The following is a 26,049-nucleotide window of genomic DNA, read 5'->3' on the forward strand; positions in this document are numbered from 1 at the left end:
CGACCCCGCCTGCCGGTCGCCGCGCCCACCGCCACGTACCCGCCCTGCTATACCCACCACCGGGCAGCACGATGCCCGGGAGCCGCGAGGGGCGCCCGGGCATCGGGAGGCGGGTGCGGCTAGAGCTTGCCGGCGGCCTCGGCCCGCAGGTCGCGGCGGAGCTCCTTGGGCAGCGAGAAGATCAGGTGCTCCTCGGCCGTCTTGACGATCGACACGTCGGCGTAGCCGCGCTCGGCGAGCCAGGCCAGCACGCCCTCGACCAGGATCTCCGGCACCGAGGCGCCACTGGTGAGGCCGACCGTGGCGACGCCCTCCAGCCAGGACTCCTCGATCTCGTCGGCGAAGTCCACCAGGTGGGCGGCCTTGGCGCCGTACTCCAGGCCGACCTCGACCAGGCGCACCGAGTTGGAGGAGTTCTTGGAGCCGACCACGATCAGCAGGTCGGTGTCGGGCGCCATCTGCTTGACGGCGACCTGGCGGTTCTGGGTGGCGTAGCAGATGTCGTCGCTGGGCGGGCTGACCAGCAGCGGGAAGCGCTTCTTCAGCGCGCCGACGGTGGCCATGGTCTCGTCGACCGACAGCGTGGTCTGGGAGAGCCAGACCACCTTGCTCTCGTCCCGGACCTGCACACCCTCGACGTCCTCGGGGCCGTCGACCAGGTGGATCCGCTCCGGGGCCTCGCCCATGGTGCCGACCACCTCCTCGTGGCCCTCGTGGCCGACCAGCAGGATGTCGTAGTCCTCGTCGGCGAACCGGACGGCCTCCTTGTGGACCTTGGTCACCAGGGGGCAGGTGGCGTCGACGGTGGCGAGCTTCCCGGCCTTCGCCTCGTCGTGGACGGACGGCGCCACGCCGTGCGCGGAGAACACCACGATCGAGCCCTCGGGCACCTCCTCCGTCTCGTCGACGAAGATCGCGCCCTGCCTCTCCAGGGTCTGCACGACGTACTTGTTGTGGACGATCTGCTTGCGGACGTAGATCGGTGCCCCGTACTGCTCCAGGGCCTTCTCCACGGCGATGACGGCGCGGTCGACACCCGCGCAGTAGCCCCGGGGGGCGGCGAGCAGGACGCGGCGCTGAGCAGTGGTGGACATGGCTCCCATGGTACGGGCGCCGTCGGGCCGCGCCGACGGTACGGGCAATGGGCCCGCGGGCGCAGCACGTGATCAAACATGGACATCATGGACACTGTGAGCGAGCGGGTCGACCCCGGTGGGCTGCGGCGCAGCCTGGGCGTGCGCGACCTGATGGTCTACGGTTTGCTGTTCATCGCCCCGATGGCCCCGGTCGGCGTGTTCGGGGTGCTGGACGCCAAGAGCCACGGCGCCGTGGCGGTGGTGTACCTCGCGGCGACGATCGCCATGGGCTTCACCGCGTTCTCGTACGCCCAGATGGTGCGGGCCGTGCCGCAGACCGGGTCGGTGTTCGCCTACGCCCGGGCCGGGCTCGGCGAGGGCCCCGGCTTCATCGCCGGCTGGATGGCGATGCTCGACTACCTGCTGATCCCCGCGGTGGCGTACCTGTTCTCCGGAATCGCGCTGAACTCGCTGGTTCCGGGCGTGTCGCGGTGGGTGTGGACGGTCCTGGCGGTCGTGGTCACCACGGCGCTGAACCTGATCGGCGTGCGGACGGCGGCGGCGGTCGGTTTCGCGGTGCTGGCGCTGGAGATCGCGGTGCTGGCGCTGTTCGTGGTGGCGGCCACGGTGGTGCTGGTCCGCGACGGCGCGGCCCGTGGCTGGGCCTCGCCGCTGGCCGGGGTGGGCGGTTTCTCGTCGACCGCCGTGCTCTCGGCGGTCAGCGTGGCGGTGCTGTCCTACCTGGGCTTCGACGCGATCGCCTCGTTCGTGGAGGAGGCCGTGGGCGCCTCGGCGGCGGTGGCGAGGGCGGTGCTGTGGTGCCTGGTGCTGGCCGGTGTGCTGTTCGTCGCGCAGACGTACCTGGCGGCGCTGCTGGAGCCGGACTCCCCGCAGCAGCTGGCGGCCGATCCGGCGGCCCAGGGCGCGGCCTTCTACCGGACGGTGGACGTGGCGATCGCGCACTGGCTGCACACGCTGGTCGCGGTCAGCAAGGCGATCGGTGCGGCCTTCGCCGCGCTGGCGGGGCAGGCGGCGGCCGGGCGGCTGCTGTTCGCGATGGGCCGCGAGGGGCGGTTGCCGCGCGCGCTCGCGGCGGTGGACGGGCGCTCCGGCGTGCCGCGTCCGGCGCTGCTGACCGCGGCGCTGATCACGCTGGTCGCGGCCGTCTGGGCGGCCCGCCGGGACGACGGGCTGGACCGGCTGACCTCGGTGGTCGACATCGGCGCGCTGACCGCGTTCGTCCTGCTGCACGCCTCGGTGATCGGCTGGTACACCGTCCGGCAGGGCTCCCGGGACCGCCTGCGGCACCTGATCGTCCCGGTGCTGGGCATCGCGGTGACCGTCGCGGTGATCGTCGAGGCCGCGCACGTCGCCCAGTGGGTCGGCCTGTTCTGGCTTGCCGCCGGGATCGTCGTGCTGCTGGTCCAGGACCGGACGGCTGTCGGCCGCCGGCGCTAGCCTCGTCATCATGGCCAACACCAGCTCACCCGAAGCCCCGATCCCGGTCGGCAAGGTCTCCGCGTTGATCGGCGGCTGGATCGAGCGTCTCGGCGCCGTCTGGGTGGAGGGCCAGATCACCCAGCTGAGCCGTCGGCCGGGCGCGGGCGTGGTGTTCCTGACCCTGCGTGACCCGGAGCGCGACGTCTCGCTGACCGTCACCTGCTTCCGGGCCGTTTTCGAGCAGGTCGCGGACGTGGTCCAGGAGGGCTCGCGGATCATCGTGCACGCCAGGCCGGAGTGGTACGGCGCGCGCGGCACGCTCTCGCTGCGGGCCGACGAGATCCGGCTGGTCGGGCTCGGCGAGCTGCTCGCCCGGCTGGAACAGCTCAAGCGGAGGCTGGCGGGAGAGGGCCTGTTCGCCGCCGACCGCAAGCGCCCGCTGCCGTTCCTGCCGCAGTGCATCGGCCTGGTGACGGGCCGGGGCTCGGCCGCCGAGCGGGACGTCCTGGAGAACGCCAGGCGGCGCTGGCCGGCCGTCCGCTTCGAGGTCCGCAACGTGCCGGTGCAGGGCAACAGCGCGGTGGCGCAGGTCTCGGCGGCGATCCGGGCGCTGGACGAGCATCCCGAGGTGGACGTGATCATCGTGGCCCGGGGCGGCGGCAGCGTGGAGGACCTGCTGCCGTTCTCGGACGAACAGCTGGTGCGGCTGGTCGCGGCCGCCCGCACGCCCGTGGTCAGCGCGATCGGGCACGAGCCGGACCAGCCCCTGCTGGACTTCGTGGCCGACCTGCGGGCCTCCACCCCCACCGACGCGGCCAAGCGGGTGGTGCCGGACGTCGGCGAGGAGCTGGGACGCGTCCGCCAGCTGCGGGACCGGGCCCGGCGCCAGGTGACCGGGCGGGTGGAGCGCGAGCAGCACGGCCTGGACGGCGTGCGCAGCCGCCCGGTGCTCGCCGCACCCGAGCGGATGCTGGACGGCCGCGCGCACGAGCTGACCGCGCTGCTGGAGCGGGCCAGGCGGACCGTCGGACACCGCCTGGACGCCGCCGAGTCGGATCTCGGGCACACCCTGGCCCGGGTCGTGGCGCTCTCCCCGGCCGCGACGCTGGAGCGCGGCTACGCCGTGCTGCAGCGTGCCGACGGCGCCGTGGTGACGGATCCGGCGCAGGTCGGGCCGAGGGACGTCCTGCACGCGCGGGTGGCCGGCGGCGGCTTCGCGGTGACGGTCGACGAGGTCTGAGCGGGGCGGCGGTCAGACCTCGGCCGGGTGGCGGCGGGACAGCGCGATCGAGTGCTCCCGGAAGCCGAGGCCGCGGTAGAGCTCCACCCCGGCGCTGCTCGCGTGCAGGTCGATCCTGGTCGCGTGGCGGTCGTCGAACCAGCCGAGCAGGGCCTCGGTGCAGGCCCGGGCGTAACCCCGACGCCGGTGCCCGGGATCGGTGCAGATGTTGAAGACGAAGCCGAAGAGCCCGTCCGGGTGCCCGGGGGCGGGCAGCCGCCGCTCCAGGGTGCCGACGGCGCAGGCGGCGAGGCGCCCGGGGCGGCCGGGATCGTCGACGACGAAGACGGGCATGGTGAGATCCGGCGCCGGCTGGGCGAGGCGCTCGCGGAGCACCGCCTCGGCGGCCGGCTGCCAGGGCTCGGGGGTGGGGTCGGCCGCTCCCGACCGGCCCGCCATCGCCTCGAACATCAGCCCGCGCAGCCGGACGAGTTCGGGCGCGTCATCGGGGATCCCGGGGCGTACGAGGCTCATCCGTGGAGCCTAGAGCCGGCCGCCGCCGGCGCGCACGTGAATTGTCCTGTCGGTGCCACCGCCTACGCTGGCCTCATGGCAGAGCAGGAGAGCGGGCGGCGGACGCCGCAGGAGAACGAGCAGCCGCCGACGCCCGACGACGCGCTCGGCTACGAGCACGCCCGGGACGCGCTGCTGGAGGTCGTCCGGCAGTTGGAGACCGGCGGGACGTCGCTGGAGGAGTCGCTGGCGCTCTGGGAGCGCGGGGAGCAGCTGGCCAAGGTCTGCCAGCGCTGGCTGGACGGCGCGCGCGCCCGACTCGACGCGGCGCTGGCCGCCGAGGAGACCGGCGGGAGCAGCTGACCGGCGCGGGCCCGGCGCCCGGACGGGGGATTCGGCGGACGTGACACGCGTCACATCGGGAACGGGAACAGTTGAATGTTCACTCATGTTGTGAACGGGGGATCGGCACTCGCCGAGACACGCCTTCCGTCCACGCATGAGGTGCACAAGCATGACGACTGCCGCCCACGACGCTCTGGTGCTCGACGCCGTCGCCCAGGACCTCCTCTTCCGCGAGGCCCACACGGCCAACACCTTCACCGACGAGCCGGTCGGCGACGAGCAGATCCAGGCCGTCTACGACCTGGTCAAGTACGCCCCGACGGCGTTCAACCAGCAGCCGCTGCGCGTCGTGCTGGTCCGCTCCGCCGAGGGCCGGGCGCGCCTGGTCCAGCACATGGCGGACGGCAACAAGGCCAAGACCTCGGCCGCCCCGCTGGTCGCCATCCTGGCCGCCGACAACGAGTTCCACGAGGAGCTCCCGACCGTGCTGCCGAGCTTCCCGCAGGCGAAGGACCTCTTCTTCTCCGAGCGCCCCGTGCGCGAGGCCTCCGCGCTCTTCAACGGCGCCCTGCAGGCGGGCTACTTCATCCTCGGCGTGCGCGCCGCGGGCCTGGCCGCCGGCCCGATGACCGGCTACAACGCCGAGGGCATCGACAAGGAGTTCTTCGCCGACGGCGAGCACTCGGTGCTGGCCGTGGTCAACATCGGCAAGCCGGGCGAGGACGCCTCGTACCCGCGCTCCCCGCGTCTGGCCTACGACGAGGTCGTCACCACCGTCTGATCCCCCCGGGGACGCCCGACCACGGGCGGACACCGCAGCGGCCCGCCACCCCCGTCGGGGTGGCGGGCCGCTGCGCGTTCGGGGCGGGAGGGGAGTCGGGCACCGGGAGCGGCCGGCCCGTCCGGGCCGGGCCCGCTCACTTCAGGGCCCGGGCCAGCTCCGTCAGTTCCTCGTACGAGGCGGTGCCGGTGACCAGCGTGGTCGCCGTGCCCGACGGGACCGCCAGCGCGCGGGCCTTGGCGCCCTGCACCTTGTCCCAGGTCGCCCCGGACACCGCGGCGGTGCCGTCGGCCGCGCCGCCGGCCACCTGCGCGGCCAGGAACTCCTCGCGGGGAGCGTCGCTCTGCTCGACGGCCGCGTACTGGCCGGAGGGGGTCACGAAGCCGAGGTGCCAACTGCTGTGCCCGTCCGAGCCCTTGCTGCTCGCGTCGTGGTACTCCACGGAGGTGGCCCGCCACTTCTGCGGCAGACCCTCCGGGGAGAGCAGCGGGAACGGTGCGGCCCGCTTCGCCGACGCCGCGGCCACCTGGTACTGGACCGGCTGCACGCCGTCACCCTCGGAATGCGGCACGAAGACGTACGCGACCGCGACCACACCACCGACCGCCAGCATCGACAGGATCATGTCCCGTACCGACTGCCGGCTCCTCATGCTGCTCTTGCCTGCCACCCCCTCATGGTGACCCATCGCACCGCGGCGGCCGACACCCGGGGTACCCACGCACGGGTGAACAGGGGCAAAGCCACCCGAAGCACCGGGGGCCCGGGACCCGCGCCACAGACAGTGCTCCGGGGGCCGGATACGATCGCAAGACCCTCACCATGGCGTTCGACTCGGGCAGTAGTCGGACGCTTACTGGCCGTCGCGTACAGAGAGGTAACGACGATGACCACGCACGCTGTGCAGTCCAGCTACCCGAACACCCTCCCGCAGTCCCTTGAGGTAGCACCCGAGGCTCCCGACCGGAACCTCGCACTCGAACTCGTCCGGGTCACCGAGGCGGCCGCCATGGCGGCCGGCCGCTGGGTCGGCCGCGGTGACAAGAACGGCGCCGACGGCGCCGCGGTCAAGGCCATGCGCACGCTCGTCTCCACCGTCTCGATGAACGGCATCGTCGTCATCGGGGAGGGCGAGAAGGACGAGGCGCCGATGCTCTACAACGGCGAGCGGGTCGGCGACGGCACCGGCGCCGAGTGCGACGTCGCGGTGGACCCGGTCGACGGGACCACCCTGACCGCCAAGGGCATGGCCAACGCGGTCGCGGTCCTGGCGGTCGCGGACCGCGGCACCATGTTCGACCCGAGCGCGGTGTTCTACATGGACAAGCTCGTGGCCGGCCCCGAGGCCGCCGAGTTCGTCGACATCACGGCCCCGCCGGCCGTCAACATCCGCCGGGTCGCCAAGGCCAAGGGCAGCGCCGTCGAGGACGTCACGGTGATGATCCTCGACCGCCCCCGTCACGAGGACCTGGTCCGCCAGGTGCGCGAGGCGGGCGCCCGGATCAAGTTCATCTCGGACGGCGACGTGGCCGGCGCCATCATGACCGCCCGCGAGGGCACCGGCGTCGACCTGCTGCTCGGCATCGGCGGCACCCCCGAGGGGATCATCGCGGCCTGCGCCATGAAGTGCATGGGCGGCGTGATCCAGGGCCGACTGTGGCCCAAGGACGACGCCGAGCGGCAGAAGGCCCTCGACGCCGGCCACGACCTCGACCGGGTGCTCACCACCAACGACCTGGTCAGCGGCGACAACGTGTTCTTCGTCGCGACCGGCATCACCGACGGTGAACTGCTGCGCGGCGTCCACTACCGCCAGGAGACCGCCACCACCAGCTCGCTGGTGATGCGCTCCAAGAGCGGCACCATCCGGGAGATCAACTCCACCCACAAGCTCTCCAAGCTGCGGGCGTACAGCGCGATCGACTTCGACCGCGCGAACTGACCCGGCGCCCGCGGGCGTCGTGGCAGCGGGCGGCACCGGACCAACGGCGGCCCCGGCGGAATCTCCCTCCGCCGGGGCCGCCGCCGCGTTCCGGGCCGGCCGCCTCCGGTGGGCCGGCCGGCGGCGGTCAGCCCGCTATCCGGCGGGCGGCGGACACCCGGGCGCTCTCCCGGAGCTCCACGTCGCGGCGCCGCTGGCGGGCCAGCACCACCCGCCGCTCGGCGGCCGTCAGACCGCCCCAGACGCCGTAGGGCTCCGGCTGGGCCAGCGCGTGCTCCCGGCACTCCAGCAGCACCGGGCAGCGGGCGCAGACCCGCTTCGCCTGCTCCTCGCGGGCGAGTCGGGCCGCGGTCGGCTCCTTGGAGGGCGCGAAGAACAGACCGGCCTCGTCCCGACAGCAGGCCGCCCCGGTGTGCCAGGGGCTGTCGTCGTCGTGCGCCTGTGCGAGCGGCTGCAGCGGTGCGGGCTGCGGCGCGGCGGCACGGCGGATGGCGCGGGAGTCGATCGGATGCAGCACGGCGTACTCCTGACGAGGCTCAAGACTCGGGGAAGGCGCGTCCCTGCCCGGCTGCCCCGCGCTACACCCCCCGTGCCGGCCCCAGGCCGCCTCCGGTGTCACAGCCGTACAAGAAACGATGTGCGACAGGAACTACCCCGCCCCACTCCGATTCATGCACACCGCACGCAACCGACTACTCAGTGCACTCAAGGCAACGCCGAGTGCACGACCGGCAGTTGACGGCGGGCCACGGAGGACCCCGCTCCGGCTCAGCCGTCGAGCTGCTTGCGCACCCACTCCTTGAGCTTCTTCCCCTTGCGCGGCTTGGCTTCGCAGCCGCCGAACACCGCCGCGCCCTTGATCCGGACGACCGGGGCGTACGGGTCGGCCGCCGTCTGCTCCTTGACGTCGAAACCACCGAAGATCCCGACCCCGCCGCCGTGCAGGCTGACGTTCTCCGGGACCTTGATCTCCACCCCGCCGAAGATCGCCGTCACCTCGATCACGACCTCGGGCGACTCGAACACGGCATCGGTGAGATCGATCTCGATCCCCCCGAAGACGGCCACCGCGCGCAGGTGCGAGCCGATCCGCCAGCGGCCCTTGCGGGAGGCCCCGCCGAAGACCGCGAGCATGGTCGGCGCCTCCTGCCGGGCGGGCGGCAGCGGCGCGCGCCCCGGCGTCCCGGCGCCGAGCGGCGGCTTCTCGAAGGAGATCGAGTGGTGTGCGGGAAGGTCGCGGGTCAGCGGCGCCAGCTCGCCGAGGGTCCTGGCGCCGTACGCCGCCTCGATCCGCTCGGCGTGCTCGTCGACGTCCAGCCGCCCCTCGGCGTACGCGTCGCGCAGCAGCTCGGCGACCCGCTCCCGGTCGGCGTCCGAGGCCCGCAGGTCCGCCTCGGCCACGGGGGTGCGCGCGGGCTCCGCCGCGGGCTTGGTCATGGGTACGGGCATCTGCCCCTGGTCGTCCTGCGACGGCGAGTTGTCCACGGGGCAAGACTAGCCACCGCCGCCGTACCGAACGACCGTTCCCGCCGATTCCCGTGACTCCCGTCACCCTGGCCGACCTGCGCGCGTACCCGGGATTGCGGACGCCTACCCTTGAGGGTGCTTCGCCGCCGCAGCCGGATCACCCTTAAGGACCGCCCCCATGGCTCCCACGCCAGAGTTCGCCTACACCGACCTGCTCCCCCTCGGTGCGGATCCCACCCCCTACCGCAAGATCACCTCCGAGGGCGTCTCCACCTTCGAGGCCGGGGGGCGCCGTTTCCTCAAGGTCGAGCCCGAGGCACTCCGGCTGCTCACCGCGGAGGCGATGCACGACATCTCGCACTACCTGCGCCCGGCCCACCTCGCCCAGCTGCGGCGCATCCTGGACGACCCGGAGGCCAGCCCCAACGACCGGTTCGTCGCGCTGGACCTGCTGAAGAACGTCAACATCTCGGCCGGCGGCATCCTGCCGATGTGCCAGGACACCGGCACCGCGATCGTGATGGGCAAGCGCGGCCAGAACGTCCTGACCGAGGGCGGCGACGAGGCGGCCATCGCGGGCGGCGTGTTCGACGCGTACACCAAGCTCAACCTGCGGTACTCGCAGATGGCCCCGCTGACCATGTGGGACGAGAAGAACACCGGCAGCAACCTGCCCGCCCAGATCGAGCTGTACGCCACCGACGGCGACGCGTACAAGTTCCTCTTCATGGCGAAGGGCGGCGGCAGCGCCAACAAGTCGTACCTGTACCAGGAGACCAAGGCCATCCTCAACGAGGCCTCGATGCTCGCCTTCCTGGAGCAGAAGATCCGCTCGCTGGGCACGGCCGCCTGCCCGCCGTACCACCTGGCGATCGTGGTCGGCGGCACCAGCGCCGAGTTCGCGCTGAAGACCGCCAAGTACGCCTCGGCGCACTACCTGGACGAGTTGCCGACCAGCGGCTCCGCCACCGGCCACGGCTTCCGCGACCTGGAGCTGGAGGCCAAGGTCGTCGAGCTCACCCAGAAGATCGGCATCGGCGCCCAGTTCGGCGGCAAGTACTTCTGCCACGACGTGCGGGTGATCCGCCTCCCGCGCCACGGGGCCTCGCTGCCGGTCGCGATGGCCGTCTCCTGCTCCGCGGACCGCCAGGCACTCGGCAAGATCACCGCCGAGGGCGTCTTCCTGGAGCAGTTGGAGACCGACCCGGCCAAGTACCTGCCGGAGACCACCGACGACCACCTCGACGACGACGTGGTGCGGATCGACCTCGACCAGCCGATGGCGGCCATCCGCAGCGAGCTCTCCAAGTACCCGGTGAAGACCCGCCTCTCGCTCACCGGCACGCTGGTGGTCGCCCGCGACATCGCGCACGCCAAGATCAAGGAGCGGCTGGACGCGGGCGAGGGCATGCCCAAGTACCTCCAGGACCACCCGGTCTACTACGCCGGTCCGGCCAAGACCCCCGAGGGCTTCGCCTCCGGCTCCTTCGGCCCCACCACGGCCGGCCGGATGGACTCCTACGTCGACCAGTTCCAGGCGGCCGGCGGCTCGATGGTGATGCTCGCCAAGGGCAACCGCTCCAAGCAGGTCACCGACGCCTGCGCCGCGCACGGCGGCTTCTACCTCGGCTCGATCGGCGGCCCGGCCGCCCGTCTCGCCCAGGACTGCATCAAGAAGGTGGAGGTCCTGGAGTACGCCGAGCTGGGCATGGAGGCGGTCTGGCGGATCGAGGTCGAGGACTTCCCCGCCTTCGTCGTGGTCGACGACAAGGGCAACGACTTCTTCGCCGAGACCACCCAGGGCCCGCTGATCACCAGCATCCGGACCCGTTCCGCGCAGTAGCCGCGCGGGTGTCCCGGCCGCCCGGCGCGGCCGGGACACACCGTCGCCCGCGCCCGTGCCGGTCGCCCGGGGTCGGGGGCGGGCCCGGAGCCCGGGGCCCGGGGCCCGGGCGACCGGCACGGGCCACCCGGGCTCGCAGCGGGCTCAGGCGTCGAAGTCGTACTCCAGCACGTACGAGGCCGCGTCCAGCACCATCTCGTTCACCTCCACCGGCTGCCCCTCCTCCGCGAAGGCGGTGCGGCAGATCAGGATCACCGGTGTGCCGGCGGGCAGTTCGAGCCGGGCGGCCTCCTCGGCGGCGGGCATCCGGGAGCGGATCTCCTCGCGGAAGTGCACGGGCTTGGCCCCTATCTCCGCCAGCCGCGCGTACGTCCCGCCCGGGCCGGTGTCCTCCCGGGTGATGGCCGTGCCCGCCACCAGGCCCGCGGGCAGGTAGGACGTCGAGATCAGTACGGGCTTGCCGTCCAGCACGAATCGGCGGTGCCGCACGCACATCTCCGCGCCGGGCTTCACCCCGAGAACCCCGGCGACGTGCTCGGGCGCGCCCTGCGCCTCGACCGTCACCTGGTCCACCACCAGGCTCCGACTCGCGAGGTCCGCGGACCATATCGAGCGCCCCGAGCCCCAGTGCCCCTGCGCGAGCCGCTGGATGCCGCGCCGGCGCAGCGGCCGGAAGTCGCGGACGAAGACCCCGGCACCCTTGCGGGCCTCCGCGATGCCCTCGCTCTGCAGCACCCCCAGCGCCTGACGCGCCGTCATGCGGGCCACGCCGTACGTCTCCATCAGATCGTTCTCGCCGGGCAGCCGGTCACCGGGGCGGTACTCACCGGACTCCACGGACGACTTGAGCGCGTTGGCGATCCGCTGGTACTTCGGCTGCCTGTCGCCACTGCTGTTGGCCATCGGCTCTCCCTCTTCCTCTCTAGACAGCTTACGACCGGGCCCCGCCCGGGACGAGGCGGCGGAGCCCATTGACATGTCTAGAGAGGCGGTGGTTCTCTAGAGAGGAACCGTTGTCAGCCACCGACCACCGCCCGCGCCGCCGACGGCGCCGCGCCCGGCGGATCCGAGGAGAACCGGCACGCAGCACGGCGAGGGAGCATCCAGTGAGCATCTTCAGAAGCGCCGACCGGCCGCACCGGCCCCGGGTGGGCGAACTCGTACGCGATCGGCGCACCGGACGCGACGGCGTCCACATGGCCACCGAGGGCGGCCTGCTCTACCTCCGGCCCGCGGGCGGAGGCGTGGAGTGGACGGCACGCCCCGAGGACGTCGGACCGGTACCGGAGGGCGAGCCGGGCGGGGAGCCGGGCGACTGGCCCGCCCCCAGGGGCCGGGCCGCCACGACCCCTCCGGCGCGGGCCGCCTGACCTGCCGACAGGACGGACGAGCCGACGAGCCGACGGCCGAACGCCCCGGGTCACCATCTGTGACCCGGGGCGTCCGGAGGGCTCGGGTGCGGCGTCATGCCACGACCGCTAGGGGTGGTTGGTGATGGCACCCAGCGGCTCGAAGGGCGCCGCCGGCTTGCCGTCGGCCAGGATCTCCGGGCCGGCCTCCGGATCCGCCCCGACCAGGCCGTCGAGGCCGGTGGGGAGCACGCCCTCGGCCGACGGGACGTACTCGGCGGTCTGCGGTGCGATCGGCAGGGCGGCCTCGGCCGGGGTGGCCGTCGTCTCTGCGGACGTGGTGTCGTTGTTGGCCATGAGCGGGCCGCCTTTCGGGTCATCGGATCGTTTCCGGCCCGGCCCGATCGGCCGGGGCACCGGCCAGTATCGTAGGGGTCGTTAAATGTCCTATAAACATCGTGCCGTTGGTGCGCTCCTCCACCGCTTCCGTCCCTCCGCCTAAGCTGTCGCTCTTACGGCGGACCGTCGAGCTCGCTGCGTGGGGAGCCCGCCACAGGCCATCGGGGGAATTCATGGAGCTTCGGGAAACGCCGCACCCCTCTGCGCTGCGCTTCCAGGTGCTCGGTCCGGTGCAGGCCTGGCGCGGTGAGCAGGCCCTCTCCCTCGGCTCCCCCCAGCAACAGGCCGTGCTCACCTCCCTGCTGCTGCGCCGGGGCAGGCCGGTGACCACCCAGGACCTCGTCGACGGCCTCTGGGGGGAGCGCCCGCCGCCGCAGGCCGTCGCGGCCCTGCGCACGTACGTCTCCCGGCTGCGCACCGTCATCGAGCCGAACCGGGAGACCCGGGCCCCCGCCGAGCTCCTGGTCTCGGTCAGTGACGGGTACGCGCTGCGCGTCTCGCCCGAGGCACTGGACCTCTCCGTGTTCGACTCGGCAGTCGCCGACGCGGCCACGGCGGCGGCGACCGGCAGTCCGCACGACGCACACCGGCTGCTGGCCTCCGCGCTCGCACTCTGGCGCGGCCGCCCGCTCGCCGGCGTGCCCGGACCCTACGCCGACTCCCAGCGGCTGCGCCTGGAGGAACTGCAGGTCACCACCTGGGAGGAGCGCTGCGCGGCCGCCCTCGACATCGGGCTGCACGCCGAGGTGGTGGCCGAGCTGAGCTCGCTCACCTCCGAGCACCCGCTGCGCGAGCGGCTGCGTGAACTGCTGATGCTCGCGCTGTACCGCTGCGGCCGGCAGGCCGAGTCCCTCGGCCTCTACGCGGACACCCGCAAACTCCTGATCAACGAGCTCGGCGTGGAGCCCGGCGCCGGCCTCGCCGCGATGCACGCGCGGATCCTCGGCGCGGACCCGACCCTGATGCAGGCACTGCCCGCGGAACCGGCGGCCGGCGGCCGCGAGGAGTCGCCGGCGTTCACCCCGCCCGCCCAACTCCCGGCCGACGTGTCCGACTTCAGCGGCCGGACCGAGCTGGTCGGCGAACTCCGGGAGGTGTTGCGCAGCGCCGCCGGCCAGGCGGTGCTGGTCACCTCGCTGGCCGGTATCGGCGGCGTCGGCAAGACCACCCTGGCCGTGCACGTCGCCCACAGCGTCCGCGGCGAGTTCCCCGACGGGCAGCTGTACGTGGACCTGCGCGGCGCCGGCGCGATGCCCGCCGACCCGGCCGTGGTGCTGGGCGACTTCCTGCACGCCCTCGGCGTCAGCGAGGCCCCGGACTCGCTGGAGCAGCGGGCCGCCCTCTACCGCTCGCTGCTGGCGAACCGCCGGATGCTGATCCTGCTCGACAACGCCCAGGACGCCGGTCAGTTGATGCCGCTGATCCCCGGCGTCTCCGGCTGCGCGGTGCTGGCCACCAGCCGCTCCCGGCTGGCCGGGATCCCCGGCGCCCACCTGGTCGACGTGGAGGAGCTGACCACCGACGAGGCCCTGGCACTGTTCTCGGCCATCATCGGCGAGGACCGGGCCAGGGCCGAGCCGGAGGCCTCGCTCGCCGTGGTGACCGCCTGCGGCTTCCTGCCGCTCGCGGTCCGGATCGCGGCCGCCCGGCTGGCCGGCCGGCCGCGCTGGAGCGTCTCCGACCTGGCCCGTCGGTTAGCGGACCAACGGCGCCGACTCGCCGAACTCCAGCTGGGCAACCTGGCGGTGGAGACCACCATCGGGCTCGGCTACGGGCAGCTCCAGCCCGCGGAGGCCCGGGCGTTCCGGCTGCTGTCCCTGGTCGACTCGCCCGACCTGCCGCTGAGCGCGGTCGCGGCGCTGCTCGGTCTCGACGACGACCGCGCCGAGGAGCTGGCCGAGTCCCTGGTCGAGGCCAACATGCTGGAGTGCTACAGCCCCGGCCGCTACCGCTACCACGACCTGCTCCGGCTCTACGCCCAGCGCCAGAACGAGAAGCTCCAGGCGGTGGCGGAGCAGGAGTCGGCCCTGCGCCGGCTGTTGGAGCTGCTACTCGCCACCCTGCTCAACGCCGCCGCCGCCATCGAACCCGACGACCTGCTGCCCGAGCCGCTGAACGCGCTGCCGCCCGTCGGGCTCGGCTTCGTCAGCGGAGCCGGGGCGCGGAACTGGATGCGGTCCGAGATGGCGCTGCTGCTGAGCGGCGTCGAGGCGGCCGTCCAGGGCCCGTCCGAACTGCTGCGGCCCGCCGTGGACCTGATGATCGTGCTGAACAGCATGATCGAGGACCCCACCCACGGCCAGCGCATCCGCCGCATCCTGGACACCGCCGACACCAGCGCGCGGTCGCACCACGACACCGCCGTACTGGCCCGGGTCCGTTACGTCCAGGGCTTCCTGCAGCACGTCACCAGCGAGTTCCAGAGCGCGGAGGTCTCACTGCGGGAGAGCCTGCGGCTGCAGGGCGAGCAGGACGTGACCATGCTGCGCTCCATGGTGGCCAACCTGCTGGGCATCATGCTGAACATCGCGCACCGCCCCGCCGAGGCCCTGCCGTTCTTCGAGCAGTCCCTGGCGATCAGCCGCGTCATCGGGGTGCCCAGCAGCGAGGCACGCCTGCTCGGCAACATCGCCCGCGCCCAACTGGACGTCGGACGGACCGGGTCGGCCGTCCTGTCGGTGCGCGAGGCGGTGGCCACCGCCCGGCGGGCCGGCGGCGGGCCCTGCCTGGCCGACACGCTCTACCAGCTCGGCGTCATCCTGGTGTCGACCGGGGACACCGGCGGTGCCACCACCCACCTGCGCGAGGCCCACCAGCTCTACCAGGCACAGCAGAACCGGCTCTGGGAGGCCTACACCCTGGCCAGGCTCGCGGCCGGGCTGCTGGTGAACGGCCAGCTGGCCGAGGCCGCCGAGGCCGCCGACGAGTCGCTGGCCATCGCCAGGGAGCTGGACGCGGCCTACTGCCAGGGCATGGCCAACGCCGCGCTCGGCGAGGCCCTCCTGCAACTGGCCCAGCCCGCACGCGCCCTGGCCTGCCTGCAGGAGGCGTACGCGATCTTCACCCGGCTCGGTGTGCCAGAGGCCTCCCCCGTGCTGGACCTCATCTCCCGACAGCAGCGACACACCGAGCCTTCCACTCCCCCCGCGCCGTAGCCCCCCCCCCGTCCCCCGACCGGAGGGCGATCCCCCCGGGAGGCGCCCGGTGCCCCCGCAGCCCCCCGGCTGCGGGATCACCAGCGACGCTTCCCCGGCGCTGGTCCCCACTGTGCACCGGGCCGATTGACGTTCGATAAACGCCGAGCCCTCGGCGGAATCCGCAGGTCGCCGCAGGTGGTCCGGCGCGCCATGCGGCGTGCGCCACCGGTGCGCACCACCCCGGGGAGCTCCGGCGCGCCGCCGCGCCCGGCCCGTATTCGGTGCGATGGGCGCGAGTTGGCCAAAAAGGGACCCCACGACCCAGTGATCACGCATATTCTCGGAGATCAGCGCACACCGCAGCCGTCGGCGCGGACGGCGGGCGATGCGGGCGGCGGGCGATCCGGACAGCGGTGGAGCACCAGGACTTCAACACGGAGTGACGCGGTGACACGGGGAGCGTGACAGACCGCCACCGGCAGGAGGCCGGCGAGGACGTACGGTGCCGGCGCCCTGCCTCGTACCGCCGACCGGCGGCCAGGGTGGAAGGGTGCCTCTCAATCGTGACGACCGGACAGATCTCCGATCCTCCACCCGCCGCCGGCGTGGCCGGCCCGGGTGCCCGTGCGAGCCGCCCCGCCGCCGCGCGGGCCGCCGAGTCCTCCGCCCGCGCCCGGGGCGAGGCCGCCGAGTCCTCCGCCCGCGCCCGGGGCGAGGCCGCCGCGCTCCTTCGCCGCCGCAGCGAACGCGCCCTGCAGGCCGTCGCGTTCGACTCGATCGGCACCGACTACGGTGAGGCCTTCCCGGCGAAGGGCGGCCAGCTGGCCTGCGGCGAGTGGCTGCTCGGCGAGCTGGAGCCCGGCGCCGAAGTGCTGGACGTGGGCTGCGGGACGGGTGAGCCGACCGTCCGCCGGCTCACCGACGGCGGTCTGGCCGTCACCGGTGTCGACCTGTCCGACGGGATGCTGGAGCTGGCCCGCCGCGCCGTGCCGCAGGCCGTCCACCACCGGATCGACATGTACGACCTGGCGACCGACCGGGCCACCGACGCCTGGGGTCTGCCCGGGCTCGGCCCGCGGGCGGCCGGCCGGTTCGCCGCCGCGACCGCGTTCTTCTCCCTCATCCTGCTCCCGCAGGACGAGATCCCGACCGTGCTGGCCCGGATCCGGTGCCTGCTGCGCCCCGGCGGCCTGCTGGCGCTGGGCATGGTGGAGGCGGATCTGGACCACGTCGCGCTGCCCTTCCTCGGCACCACCCTGCGGATCAGCGGCTATCTGCGGGAGGATCTGGAACACGTGCTGGTGGAGGCGGGGTTCACCGTCGAGGAGCAGTTCGGGCTGCCGTACGCACCGGCCAGGACCGCCCTGCCCCCGGAGGAGCAGCTGTTCCTGTGCTGTCGGCGCTCGGACTGAGCGTCAACGGCCCGGGCCCCCGACCGAGCCGGTACGAACCGAGTCCGTACGATTCCAGCCAGTCGAAGCCGGCCGGCCGGAGCCAGACCCAAGCCCGGGCGGCCGCTGCCGGCGCCGCCCGGACACCGACCCCGACTCCCAGGACAGGCAGCCGTGCGCGACCAGCTCACCCCCGAGGCCGGGCGGCCGCCCGCCGTGCCGTCGCAGCGGCGCCCCTCGCCGGGCCACGGCCCCGAGGAGTCCTGCGCCGGCGAGATCCCGGAGGAGCCCGCCGGGGATCCGGGCCGGGATCCGGGCGGGGTCGCCGAGCGGCTCGCCTACCTGGACGCCGCGACCCGGCGGATCAACTCCGCGCTGGACCTCGCCGCGACGCTGCGCAACCTCTGCCGGGTCCTGGCCCCCGCGATGGCCGACGCCGCCGTCGTGCACCTGCGCGAGCCGTTGCCGAACGTCGAGCGCGACCCGGGCTGCCCCACCGCGCTGCGGGTCCACCACAGCCACGGCACCAGGATCGGCGGCCGCTCCGTCGACGGCCCCGTCACGCCCGTGCGGCCCGGTGGCGCGCTGGCCCGCGCGCTGCTGCGCCGGGAGCGGGCCCAGCCCGCCGTCCTCGGCCGCCCCGACGACGCCCGGGTCCGCGCGCTGCTGCGTGAGCTGTACGGCCCCCGTACGCTCGGCCGGCTCGCCGCCGGTACCTCCGTGCTCGCCCTGCCGCTGCGGGGGCGCAAAGCGGTTCTCGGTCTGCTGCTGCTGATCCGCCGGCCCGGCCGCACGGCCACCGGTCCGGGCCCGGAGGGCGACGCCGACGGCGGGTTCGCCGGCGGGTTCGACCTCGCCGACACCGCGACCGCCTCCCATCTGGCCACCCAGGCCGGTCTGGCGGTCGACACCGCGCTGCGCTACACCCACGAGCGGGAGATCGCCGACCAGTTGCAGCGCAGCATGCTGCCGACCCACCTCCCGCAGCCGCACGGGGTCCGGCTGGCGCACCGCTACCTGCCCGGCGAGCGGGGCGCGCAGGTCGGCGGCGACTGGTACGACGCGGTACCGCTGCCGGGCAACCGGGTGGCCCTGATCGTCGGCGACGTGATGGGGCACTCGCTCACCTCGGCCGCGATCATGGGCCAGCTGCGGACCAGCGCCCAGACACTGGCCGCCCTCGACCTGCCCCCGCACGAGGTGCTCTACCACCTCGACGAGCAGGCCCAGCGCCTGGGCCGCGAGCAGCACCTGGCCACCTGCGTGTACGCGGTCTACGACCCGATCGCGAACCGGGTGGTGCTCGCCAACGCCGGGCACGTGCCGCCCGTGATGGTCCGGCCGGACGGCCGCGCCGAGCTGCTCGACCTGCCCTCGGGCGCGCCGATCGGGGTCGGCGGGGTGGACTTCCACTCCGTCGAGCTGCCCGCCCCGCCCGGCTCGGCGCTGCTGCTGTTCACCGACGGCCTGGTGGAGACCCGGCGCCGGCCGATCGGCACCGGCCTGGAGCTGCTCCGGGCCCGGCTCGCCACCTCCCACCGCCACTCCCCCGAGCACATGTGCCAGGACGCGCTGCGGATCCTCCCGCCCGGCGACCGGGGCGACGACATCGCGCTGCTGGCCGCCTCCTTCGACGGCATCCCCGCCGAGGACGTCGCCCACTGGTACCTGCAGCCGCGGCACGAGACGCCCGGCCGCGCGCGCCGGCTGGCCGCCCACACGCTGCGCCGCTGGGGCCTGGAACACCTCACCGAGACCACCGAGCTGATGGTCAGCGAGCTGGTCACCAACGCCGTCCAGCACGCCACCCGGCCGGTCACCCTCAGCCTGGTCCGCACCTCGCGGCTGCGCTGCGAGGTCGGCGACGACAGTCCCCTGCTCCCCCGCCGGCGCCGGGCCACGCCGGACGAGGAACGCGGCCGGGGCCTGCAGATAGTCGCCAGGCTGGCGGATCGCTGGGGCGCCACCCGACTGGGCACCGGCAAGGTGGTCTGGTTCGAGCAGCGACTGCCCTGAGCCGGGGCGCACTGAGCAGGGGTGGCCTGAGCCGAGGCGCACTGAGCCGGGGTGGCCTGAGCCGGGGCGCACTGAGCAGGGGTGGCCTGAGCCGAGGCGCCCTGAGCCGGGGTGGCCGGCTCCGGGCGGCGGCCGCCCCGAGCCGGTCCGACGGCTCGCGCCGGGCACCGGCCGTCGGCGGGGCGGGGGCGCCGCTCACCCGGTGGCGGCCCCGCTCACTCCACGATCCGGACCGGAAGGTGTCGCAGCGCCTCCCGCAGCGAGCCGGCGAAGCGGTCGTACTCCGCGCTGCGCGCGGAGCCGGGCCGGGTGGCCAGGCCGATCCGGCGGCCCGGAGCGGGCGTCGCGAAGCGGACGGCGGCCAGCCGGTCGCTGCGGCCGGCCTCGACGTCCAGGGCGGTGGCCGGCAGCAGGGTGACGCCGAGACCGCCGGCGACCAGTTGGACGAGGGTGGAGAGCCCGGCGGCCCGGGTGCTGCCGACGGCCTGGTCGTTGCCCACCTCGCGGCAGATGTCCAGCGCCTGGTCGCGCAGGCAGTGGCCCTCCTCCAGCAGCAGGACGTCCAGGTCGAGCAGGACGTCGCGCGGCACGTCGATCCGGCCGGCCAGCCGGTGGTCGGGCGGGGTGACCAGGACGAAGTCCTCGTCGAACAGCGGGAGGTCGCGGGTGGGCGAGCCGCCGCCGGTGGGGAGGGCGAGCAGCAGGACGTCCAGGCGGCCGCCCGCCAGGCCGTCCAGCAGCGACGGTGTGCGCTCCTCGTGGACGTGCAGTTCCAGGTCCGGGTAGCTGTGGCGGACCAGCCGCAGCACGGCCGGCAGCAGGTAGGGCGCGACGGTGGGGATGACGCCGAGGTGCAGTGGCCCGGTGAACGGGCGGCGGGCCGCCTCGACCTCCTCGGTGAGGGCGTGCAGCGAGGAGAGCACCCGGCGCGCGTGATCGAGCACGCGCTCCCCCAGGGGGGTGATGATGACCTTGCGCGTCGTACGCTCGACCAACTGCGTGCCCAGCGCGTCCTCCAGCGCCGCGACCGCTCCGGACAGGGCCGGCTGGCTGGTTCCGGTGGCAGCGGCGGCGTCCCGGAAGTGCCGGTGCTCGGCGACCGCCACGAAGGCTCTGAGCTGCGCAACGGTCGGCGTGCGGGGCCCGCGCTGGGAGCCGGCCGCTGTGCCGTTCGCCACAGCGCCGTCCGGTTTGCGCGGTCGTTCCCGGCGGGGCTTGGGCTGCTGGGTATTGATAGCTCTCTCCGATCAGACACATCGAGTCTAGCTATTTCTGTGATCAGTAGCCGGTGTGGCACGGTGGATCACGTCCGGAAACTGTCGAATCATAGGCAATACGGACGTCAGCCCTCACATCTCAAACCCAGGAGAAGCGAACGTGCTCACGATCGGTGACAAGTTCCCCGAGTTCGAACTCAACGCCTGTGTCGACCTCGACGCCGCGAACGCGTTCGCCGAGATCAACCACAAGTCCTACGAGGGCAAGTGGAAGATCGTGTTCTTCTGGCCGATGGACTTCACCTTCGTCTGTCCGACCGAGATCGCCGCGTTCGGCAAGCTCAACGAGGAGTTCGCCGACCGCGACGCCCAGATCCTCGGCGTCTCCGGCGACTCGGAGTTCGTCCACCACGCCTGGCGCAAGGACCACAAGGACCTGCGCGACCTGCCCTTCCCGATGCTGGCCGACATCAAGCACGAGCTGATGCAGGCGTGCGGCGTCGAGGGCGCGGACGGCACCGCCCAGCGCGCGGTGTTCATCGTGGACCCGAACAACGAGATCCAGTTCGTCATGGTGACCGCGGGTTCGGTCGGCCGTAACCCCAAGGAGGTCCTGCGGGTGCTCGACGCCCTGCAGACCGACGAGCTCTGCCCGTGCAACTGGACCAAGGGCGAGGCCACCCTGGACGCCGACCAGCTCCTGGCGGGCTGACCGATGGCGCTGGACGACCTGAAGGCCGCTCTTCCGGAGTACGCCAAGGACCTCAAGCTCAACCTGAGCGCGGTCATCGGCAACTCCGACCTCCCGGCCCAGCAGCTCTGGGGCACCGTCCTCGCCTGCGCGATGGCCACCCGCAGCCCCTCGGTGCTGCGCGGGCTGGAGCCCGAGGCCCGTGAGCACCTCACCCCCGAGGCGTACAACGCCGCCAAGGGTGCGGCCGCGATCATGGGGATGAACAACGTCTACTACCGGACGCTGCACCTGCTCTCCGACAAGGAGTACAGCAGCATGCGGGCCGGCCTGCGGATGAACATCATCGGCACCCCGGGCGTCGAGAAGGCCGACTTCGAGCTCTGGTGCTTCGCGGTCTCCGCGATCAACGGCTGCGGCCAGTGCCTCGACTCGCACGAGGCCGTGCTCCGCAAGGCGGGTGTCGACCGCGAGGTCATCCAGGCCTCCGCGAAGATCGCCGCGGTCGTCCAGGCCGTCGCCGCGACCCTCGACTCCGAGGCCGTTCTCGCGGGCGTCGACGCCTGACGCGAACCGTCGCACGCCTGCCCGAGGGCCCCGCCGGACCACCGGCGGGGCCCTCGGCGCGTCTGCCGGGCCGGGCCCTACTCGGCCGGTACGGCCACCGCCGGATCGGGCGCGGCCGCGGCGGACGCCGCCGGGGTCCGGGCGGCCGCGGCCTCCCTGGCCGCTTCGAGAGCGACGAAGACCTCCTGCCCGGCCTCGTTGCGGCGGCGCAGATGGGCGACCACGGTGTTGGTGACGGCGATCAGCGGGACGGCGACGATGGCGCCGCCGATGCCGCCGACGATCGAGCCGGCCGCGACACCGAGCACCACACCGAGCGGGTGGACCCGCACGGCGCGGCCGAGGATCAGCGGCTGCAGGATGTGGCCCTCGATCTGCTGCACGGCCACCAGCACCACCAGCACCATCAGCGCGGTGAACGGACCTTCGGTGACCAGCGCGATCAGCACCGCGATGGTCCCGGTGACCAGGGCGCCGACCAGCGGGACGAAGGCGCCGAGGAAGATGATCACGGCCAGCGGCAGGGCCAGCGGGACGCCCAGCAACTCGATCCCGACACCGATGCAGACCGCGTCGATGAAGGCCACGCAGACCGTGCCCCGGACGTACGCGGTGAGCGTCGCCCACGCCTTCGGACCGGCGCCCGCCATCGCGTACCGGGACTGCCGGGGCAGACCGCGCAGCACCCAGTTCCAGATCTTCTCGCCGTCGTAGAGAAGGAAGAAGGTGGTGAAGAAGGCCAGCAGCATGGCGGTGAGGACTTCGACGGCGATCTGGGCGCCGGTGATGCCGGCCGAGGTGATCTGCTCGGAGTTGGCGTTGATCGCCGTGGTGATCTGCTTGGCGAAGTCGTTGATCTGCTGCTGGGTCAGGTGCAGCGGCCCGATCACCAGCCAGTGCCGGAGCTTGTCGACGCCGTCCTGGACCCGCACGGTGACCGACGGGAGGTTGGTCGTCACCTGCCAGACCACGAACCAGCCGACCAGTCCTATTCCGGCCAGGCCGCTCAGGAACGTGCCGGCGGCGGCCAGCGAGCGCGGCACACCGCGCCGGCGCAGCCAGGAGACGGTGGGCTCCAGCAGCGCGGAGATCAGCAGCGAGGCGAGCACCGCGAAGGCGACCAGGCGCAGCATGTCGACCACGCGGAAGAGCACGTACAGCGCGGCGCCCAGCAGCAGCAGGCGCCAGGTCGACTCGGCGGCGACCCGCAGGCCCCAGGGCACCGCCTCGGCCGGGGTGGCCGGGCGGCCGGGGTGCAGCTCACGGCCGAGCACGGCGGGGGTCGACGGCAGGGGCGCGAGGTCGGGCGGCGAGCCGGCCTCGGCGCGGCGGGGCGAGGGGACGTACTCGTCGAGCACGTCCGGGTCGGCCGGGGCCTGGTCCGGCGCGCCCTCGGATTCGGCGGCGATCGCCGCGCGCCGCCGCCGCTCGATGCCGGCCGCCGCGCGGGCGACCAGCGCCAGCCCGGTGGCCGCTGCCCTGAACGCTTTTCCGCCCCGTGTCATGTCGTCCCACCGCCGCTACCACCGGACCGCCGGACCCGGCGGACCCGGCGGAAACGCCGTGGTCCCGCCACGGCTGTCGGGATGACGCTACCCGCCCGCCGAACGGGGATTCCGGGCGACCGCCGGGTTTCCGTCCGGGGCGGGCCGAAGAGCCGGTGAGAAATCACCACAAACACGGCGGAACCGGTGGTTTCAGTTCTGCGGACGACGGGGAGGTACCCGAACGAAGGCCCGAGAACCAACCGTCGGCGGACCGGTCGGCGAGGGAAGCAACCAGGACCCCTTCCCCGCTCCGCGTCCGCACCCAGGACCGCACCGCCCGCGCGCACTGGTCAGCGTCGCCGGGCGGCGCGGCCCGTCCCCGCCCGGGCGGGCGGGCGGGCGACGGCCGACGGCCGGGGTCGCGCACACGCGAGAACCCCCGGGCCGCGCGCACACGCGAGAACCCCCGGGCCGCGAGGGGCGGATTCTTGGGGTCCTCGCAACACCTGATGACCTATGCGGTCGTCAGTAGATCACGCAGGCGCTCGGCTGGAGTTTTCCAGCCGAGCGTTTTGCGTGGCCGGCCGTTGAGTTGCTGGGCGACGTGTTCGAGGTCTTCGGGGCTGTGCACGGACAGGTCGGTGCTCTTGGGGAAGTACTGCCGTAGCAGGCCGTTGGTGTTCTCGTTCGATCCGCGCTGCCAGGGGGAGTGCGGATCGCAGAAGTAGACCGGTACTCCCGTGGCGACGGTGAACTGCTTGTGCGCTGCCATCTCGCAGCCCTGGTCCCAGGTCAGTGAGCCGCGTAGGTGCTCGGGCAGTGTCTGGATCAAGGGCACCAGCACGTCGCGGACCTCCGCGGCGGTGTGCCCGCCGGGCAGGTGCCCGAGCATGACGTAGCGGGTGGAGCGCTCGACCAGGGTCACGATCGCGCTCTCGCTGCGGGGGCCGACGATCAGATCGCCCTCCCAGTGGCCGGGCACCGCCCGGTCCTCGACCTCGGCAGGCCGCTCGGAGATCATCACCATCTCGTCGACGAACCGGCGGGTGCGCTGCTCGGGGCTGCGGTGCGGCTTGCGGCGGGTTCGGCCGGTGCGCAGTGCGAGTGCGACCTCGCGTCGCAGCCCGCCACGTGCCTGGACGTAGATCGCCTGGTAGATCGTCTCCGGACTCACCCGCATGCTCTCGTCGTCGGGGAACTCGATGACCAGAGCGTGACAGATCTGCTCGGGCGACCACCGCTCCCGCAGCTTGCCCGCGACGAACTCGCGCAGCGAACCCGCCCGGGCGAGCTTGGACTCCTTGGGGCGCGACCGGCTTCCCGCCCATGCCCGCTGGGCCCGGTGCGGCCGGTAGACGCCGTCGACCGCACGGGTGTCGATCTCGCGCTTGACGGTGGAGGCCGGCCGGCCCAGGGCCCGCCCGATCGCCCGCAGCGACCGGCCCTCCCGACGCATGTCGGCGATCAGCTCCCGCTCGCCCACCGTCAGGAACCGTGGGTGCAGTCCGGCCTCGACCGCCGCTGTCGAGGGCGCCGACGTGCCGGTAACGGTGCTGGTCATACCCGTTGTGTAGTCGATCCTGCGCCCATCGGGGTAGATGCGCGCGTGACCGATCTGCCGAATCCCGCGATCCCAGTCCCGGGCAGTGCGCTCGTGGACCCCGACCTGCACGGCGGCGTCCTGCCGTCGCACCCCGGCCGCGCGAAGCCGGTCGTACTCCGCCCGCCCCGGGTGCCCGTCCCTTCCCGGCTTCCCACGGCCACGGACACCGGCCTTCCGCGCCCACCCGGCCGCCGTGTGACGGCTCACCCCGACTGCCCGGGCCGCACCCGTGACACTGCCGTTCTCCCGGTCCAGCGCCTCGAAGAACCTCGCCTTCAAGCCCTCAAAATCCACGATCCCCGCAACTCCCTGAATCCAGGGTGTTGCGGGGATCGCTAGAACCCGCCAGGTGCGTCCGGGGGTTCTCGGGTGCGACATCCGGTACCCGGTCGGTCGCTCCGGGTACGGGCGGTCCTAGTACCAGTGGTGCGACTGCCAGAACGACCAGGCACCGCAGGGGCTGCCGTAGCGGGTGTTCATGTAGCCGAGGCCCCACTTGATCTGGGTCGCGGGGTTGGTGCGCCAGTCCGCGCCGGCCGTGGCCATCTTGGAGCCGGGCAGCGCCTGGACCAGGCCGTACGCGCCCGAGCCGGCGTTGGTGGCCGTGTAGTTCCAGCCGCTCTCGCGCTTCACGATCTGGCTGAAGCACTGGAACTGCGAGTCGTCGCCGATGATCTGCTGGGCGAGCGCCTGCACCGAACCGGGGCTGACCGACACCGCAGTGGCGTCGACCGCGGTCATGGCCGAGCGGGCCTTGGCGCGGTTGGCGGCGGCCTCGTCGGCCACCCGCTTGTCCTCGGCCGCCTTGGCGGCCTTCTCCGCGTCGGCCTTGGCCTGCGCGTCGGCGGCGGCCTTCTGGCGCGCTGCCTCCTCGGCCGCCTTCTTCGCGGCAGCGTCGGCCGAGGCCTGCTGGGCGCTGGCCTGCTCGCTGAAGTGGTCACTGATGGTCTGCGCCTGGGCGCCAGAGGGGACGTCGGCAAGCAGGGTGGATCCTGCGACATCGACCGTCTGTGCGGTCTTGCCCTCGCTGCCCGAGGCCACACCCGCGACGGCACCGACAGCGGTGACGACGGTGGCGGAGGCCACAGCAACTCCCCGGACCGAGATCCGAGTCACATGGTTTCCTTCCAGCATCACCCACGCGTGACCGTAGGGCGCAACATGCCCCTTGGCACTGTCCTCCGCCGAAACCGGTCACGGGAGGTGCTGGCCCGTCGCCCACCGGGGTGACCCGGCAGGGCGTGTTGATCGGGCGGCGTACGGCTCAGGTTTTCAGTTGTTCTCCCACCGACCGGAGTTGGCGGGCTTTTCGCACACACCGCCACCGTCTTGGTGGCGCGGACCCCGGCGAAGGGGCCCTGTCGTGCCGTACGCGGGGCCTGACAGGGAACTCACCATGCCGCACCGGGCATCTCCGGCGCAATTCCCGTCTGCGTGGCGCATCTCACAATCGATCGACGCGGGAAATTCCCCCGTTCGGCAGACAAAAGGCAGTCAGATGTGATGACAAACGTGAAGCCCGCTCCATCAGGAGCGGGCTGCACGCAGAGAATTGACCGTCAATGG

Annotated in this window: 23 protein-coding genes; 12 read left to right on the forward strand and 11 right to left on the reverse strand. The window is 73.1% G+C overall.

Translation table 11 applies throughout. The features are described 5' to 3' along the window. Positions 1–119: 119 nt before the first annotated feature. The gene (locus tag OG823_RS13460; RefSeq protein WP_371479740.1) at positions 120–1,103 is read right to left on the reverse strand and encodes a 4-hydroxy-3-methylbut-2-enyl diphosphate reductase; all 984 of its coding nucleotides are present in this window, start codon (positions 1,101–1,103) and stop codon (positions 120–122) included. A gap of 78 nt (positions 1,104–1,181) precedes the next feature. On the opposite strand from OG823_RS13460, the gene OG823_RS13465 reads away from it, so the two are divergent. Further along, on the forward strand, positions 1,182–2,534 hold the full coding sequence (locus tag OG823_RS13465) for an APC family permease (RefSeq protein ID WP_371479742.1): 1,353 nt from the start codon (positions 1,182–1,184) through the stop codon (positions 2,532–2,534). Between the two features lie 10 nt (positions 2,535–2,544). Further along, complete coding sequence (gene xseA, locus OG823_RS13470; protein ID WP_371479744.1) at positions 2,545–3,756, forward strand: exodeoxyribonuclease VII large subunit; 1,212 nt, start codon at positions 2,545–2,547, stop codon at positions 3,754–3,756. 12 nt (positions 3,757–3,768) lie between these two features. Here the strand turns inward: xseA and OG823_RS13475 are convergent, their stop codons facing one another. Beyond that, complete coding sequence (locus OG823_RS13475; RefSeq protein ID WP_371479745.1) at positions 3,769–4,269, reverse strand: GNAT family N-acetyltransferase; 501 nt, start codon at positions 4,267–4,269, stop codon at positions 3,769–3,771. Between the two features lie 75 nt (positions 4,270–4,344). Here OG823_RS13475 and OG823_RS13480 point away from each other — a divergent pair, with 75 nt between their 5' ends. Together OG823_RS13480 and OG823_RS13485 are read left to right on the forward strand one after the other, a co-directional pair. Beyond that, entirely contained in the window at positions 4,345–4,611 is a 267-nt protein-coding gene (locus OG823_RS13480) for an exodeoxyribonuclease VII small subunit (RefSeq protein WP_371479746.1), read from the forward strand. A gap of 151 nt (positions 4,612–4,762) precedes the next feature. Then, positions 4,763–5,374: a malonic semialdehyde reductase gene (locus OG823_RS13485; protein ID WP_371479747.1), complete on the forward strand. Its 612-nt coding sequence runs from the start codon at positions 4,763–4,765 to the stop codon at positions 5,372–5,374. A 136-nt stretch (positions 5,375–5,510) separates the two neighbouring features. On the opposite strand, the gene OG823_RS13490 is transcribed toward OG823_RS13485, so the two are convergent. Then, complete coding sequence (locus tag OG823_RS13490; RefSeq protein ID WP_371479748.1) at positions 5,511–6,044, reverse strand: DUF4245 domain-containing protein; 534 nt, start codon at positions 6,042–6,044, stop codon at positions 5,511–5,513. A 216-nt stretch (positions 6,045–6,260) separates the two neighbouring features. On the opposite strand from OG823_RS13490, the gene glpX reads away from it, so the two are divergent. Next, positions 6,261–7,316, forward strand: a complete 1,056-nt coding sequence (gene glpX / locus OG823_RS13495) for a class II fructose-bisphosphatase (protein ID WP_371479749.1) — start codon at positions 6,261–6,263, stop codon at positions 7,314–7,316. Positions 7,317–7,443: 127 nt separating this feature from the next. Here glpX and OG823_RS13500 read toward each other — a convergent pair whose 3' ends face one another. Together OG823_RS13500 and OG823_RS13505 are read right to left on the reverse strand one after the other, a co-directional pair. Further along, positions 7,444–7,806: a WhiB family transcriptional regulator gene (locus OG823_RS13500; RefSeq protein WP_371484466.1), complete on the reverse strand. Its 363-nt coding sequence runs from the start codon at positions 7,804–7,806 to the stop codon at positions 7,444–7,446. Between the two features lie 278 nt (positions 7,807–8,084). Then, the gene (locus OG823_RS13505; protein WP_371479750.1) at positions 8,085–8,801 is read right to left on the reverse strand and encodes a DUF1707 domain-containing protein; all 717 of its coding nucleotides are present in this window, start codon (positions 8,799–8,801) and stop codon (positions 8,085–8,087) included. Between the two features lie 160 nt (positions 8,802–8,961). Between OG823_RS13505 and OG823_RS13510 the strand changes: the two genes are divergently transcribed. Further along, positions 8,962–10,626, forward strand: a complete 1,665-nt coding sequence (locus tag OG823_RS13510) for a fumarate hydratase (protein ID WP_371479751.1) — start codon at positions 8,962–8,964, stop codon at positions 10,624–10,626. A gap of 144 nt (positions 10,627–10,770) precedes the next feature. Here the strand turns inward: OG823_RS13510 and OG823_RS13515 are convergent, their stop codons facing one another. Then, positions 10,771–11,529 (reverse strand): GntR family transcriptional regulator, encoded by a 759-nt coding sequence (locus OG823_RS13515; protein WP_371479752.1) that lies wholly within the window; start codon positions 11,527–11,529, stop codon positions 10,771–10,773. 203 nt (positions 11,530–11,732) lie between these two features. Between OG823_RS13515 and OG823_RS13520 the strand changes: the two genes are divergently transcribed. Further along, entirely contained in the window at positions 11,733–11,996 is a 264-nt protein-coding gene (locus tag OG823_RS13520; protein ID WP_371479753.1) for a hypothetical protein, read from the forward strand. Positions 11,997–12,104: 108 nt separating this feature from the next. Here the strand turns inward: OG823_RS13520 and OG823_RS13525 are convergent, their stop codons facing one another. Then, positions 12,105–12,332 carry a hypothetical protein gene (locus OG823_RS13525; RefSeq protein ID WP_371479754.1) on the reverse strand — a complete coding sequence of 76 codons (228 nt, stop codon included), beginning with the start codon at positions 12,330–12,332 and terminating at the stop codon, positions 12,105–12,107. Positions 12,333–12,547: 215 nt separating this feature from the next. Here OG823_RS13525 and OG823_RS13530 point away from each other — a divergent pair, with 215 nt between their 5' ends. From OG823_RS13530 to OG823_RS13540, 3 genes are all read left to right on the forward strand, one after another. Continuing rightward, positions 12,548–15,529: a BTAD domain-containing putative transcriptional regulator gene (locus tag OG823_RS13530; RefSeq protein ID WP_371479755.1), complete on the forward strand. Its 2,982-nt coding sequence runs from the start codon at positions 12,548–12,550 to the stop codon at positions 15,527–15,529. Positions 15,530–16,074: 545 nt separating this feature from the next. Beyond that, a complete protein-coding gene (locus OG823_RS13535; protein WP_371479756.1) occupies positions 16,075–16,923 on the forward strand; it encodes a trans-aconitate 2-methyltransferase in 849 nt (282 codons plus the stop codon). A 153-nt stretch (positions 16,924–17,076) separates the two neighbouring features. Continuing rightward, on the forward strand, positions 17,077–18,918 hold the full coding sequence (locus tag OG823_RS13540) for a SpoIIE family protein phosphatase (protein ID WP_371479757.1): 1,842 nt from the start codon (positions 17,077–17,079) through the stop codon (positions 18,916–18,918). Positions 18,919–19,133: 215 nt separating this feature from the next. Here the strand turns inward: OG823_RS13540 and OG823_RS13545 are convergent, their stop codons facing one another. After that, positions 19,134–20,096: a LysR substrate-binding domain-containing protein gene (locus OG823_RS13545; protein ID WP_371479758.1), complete on the reverse strand. Its 963-nt coding sequence runs from the start codon at positions 20,094–20,096 to the stop codon at positions 19,134–19,136. 199 nt (positions 20,097–20,295) lie between these two features. Between OG823_RS13545 and OG823_RS13550 the strand changes: the two genes are divergently transcribed. Together OG823_RS13550 and OG823_RS13555 are read left to right on the forward strand one after the other, a co-directional pair. Continuing rightward, positions 20,296–20,847 carry a peroxiredoxin gene (locus OG823_RS13550; protein WP_371479759.1) on the forward strand — a complete coding sequence of 184 codons (552 nt, stop codon included), beginning with the start codon at positions 20,296–20,298 and terminating at the stop codon, positions 20,845–20,847. Between the two features lie 3 nt (positions 20,848–20,850). Beyond that, positions 20,851–21,393 (forward strand): alkyl hydroperoxide reductase, encoded by a 543-nt coding sequence (locus OG823_RS13555; protein WP_371479760.1) that lies wholly within the window; start codon positions 20,851–20,853, stop codon positions 21,391–21,393. 77 nt (positions 21,394–21,470) lie between these two features. Here the strand turns inward: OG823_RS13555 and OG823_RS13560 are convergent, their stop codons facing one another. The 3 genes from OG823_RS13560 to OG823_RS13570 all read right to left on the reverse strand — a co-directional run bounded on the left by OG823_RS13560 (position 21,471) and on the right by OG823_RS13570 (position 25,599). Next, the gene (locus OG823_RS13560) at positions 21,471–22,898 is read right to left on the reverse strand and encodes an AI-2E family transporter (RefSeq protein ID WP_371479761.1); all 1,428 of its coding nucleotides are present in this window, start codon (positions 22,896–22,898) and stop codon (positions 21,471–21,473) included. 496 nt (positions 22,899–23,394) lie between these two features. Beyond that, complete coding sequence (locus tag OG823_RS13565; protein ID WP_371479762.1) at positions 23,395–24,573, reverse strand: IS30 family transposase; 1,179 nt, start codon at positions 24,571–24,573, stop codon at positions 23,395–23,397. Between the two features lie 324 nt (positions 24,574–24,897). Further along, positions 24,898–25,599, reverse strand: a complete 702-nt coding sequence (locus OG823_RS13570) for a transglycosylase SLT domain-containing protein (protein ID WP_371479763.1) — start codon at positions 25,597–25,599, stop codon at positions 24,898–24,900. Between the last annotated feature and the right edge of the window lie 450 nt (positions 25,600–26,049).

Source organism: Kitasatospora sp. NBC_00315, assembly GCF_041435095.1.
In the GTDB taxonomy this organism is placed as follows: Bacteria; Actinomycetota; Actinomycetes; order Streptomycetales; family Streptomycetaceae; genus Kitasatospora.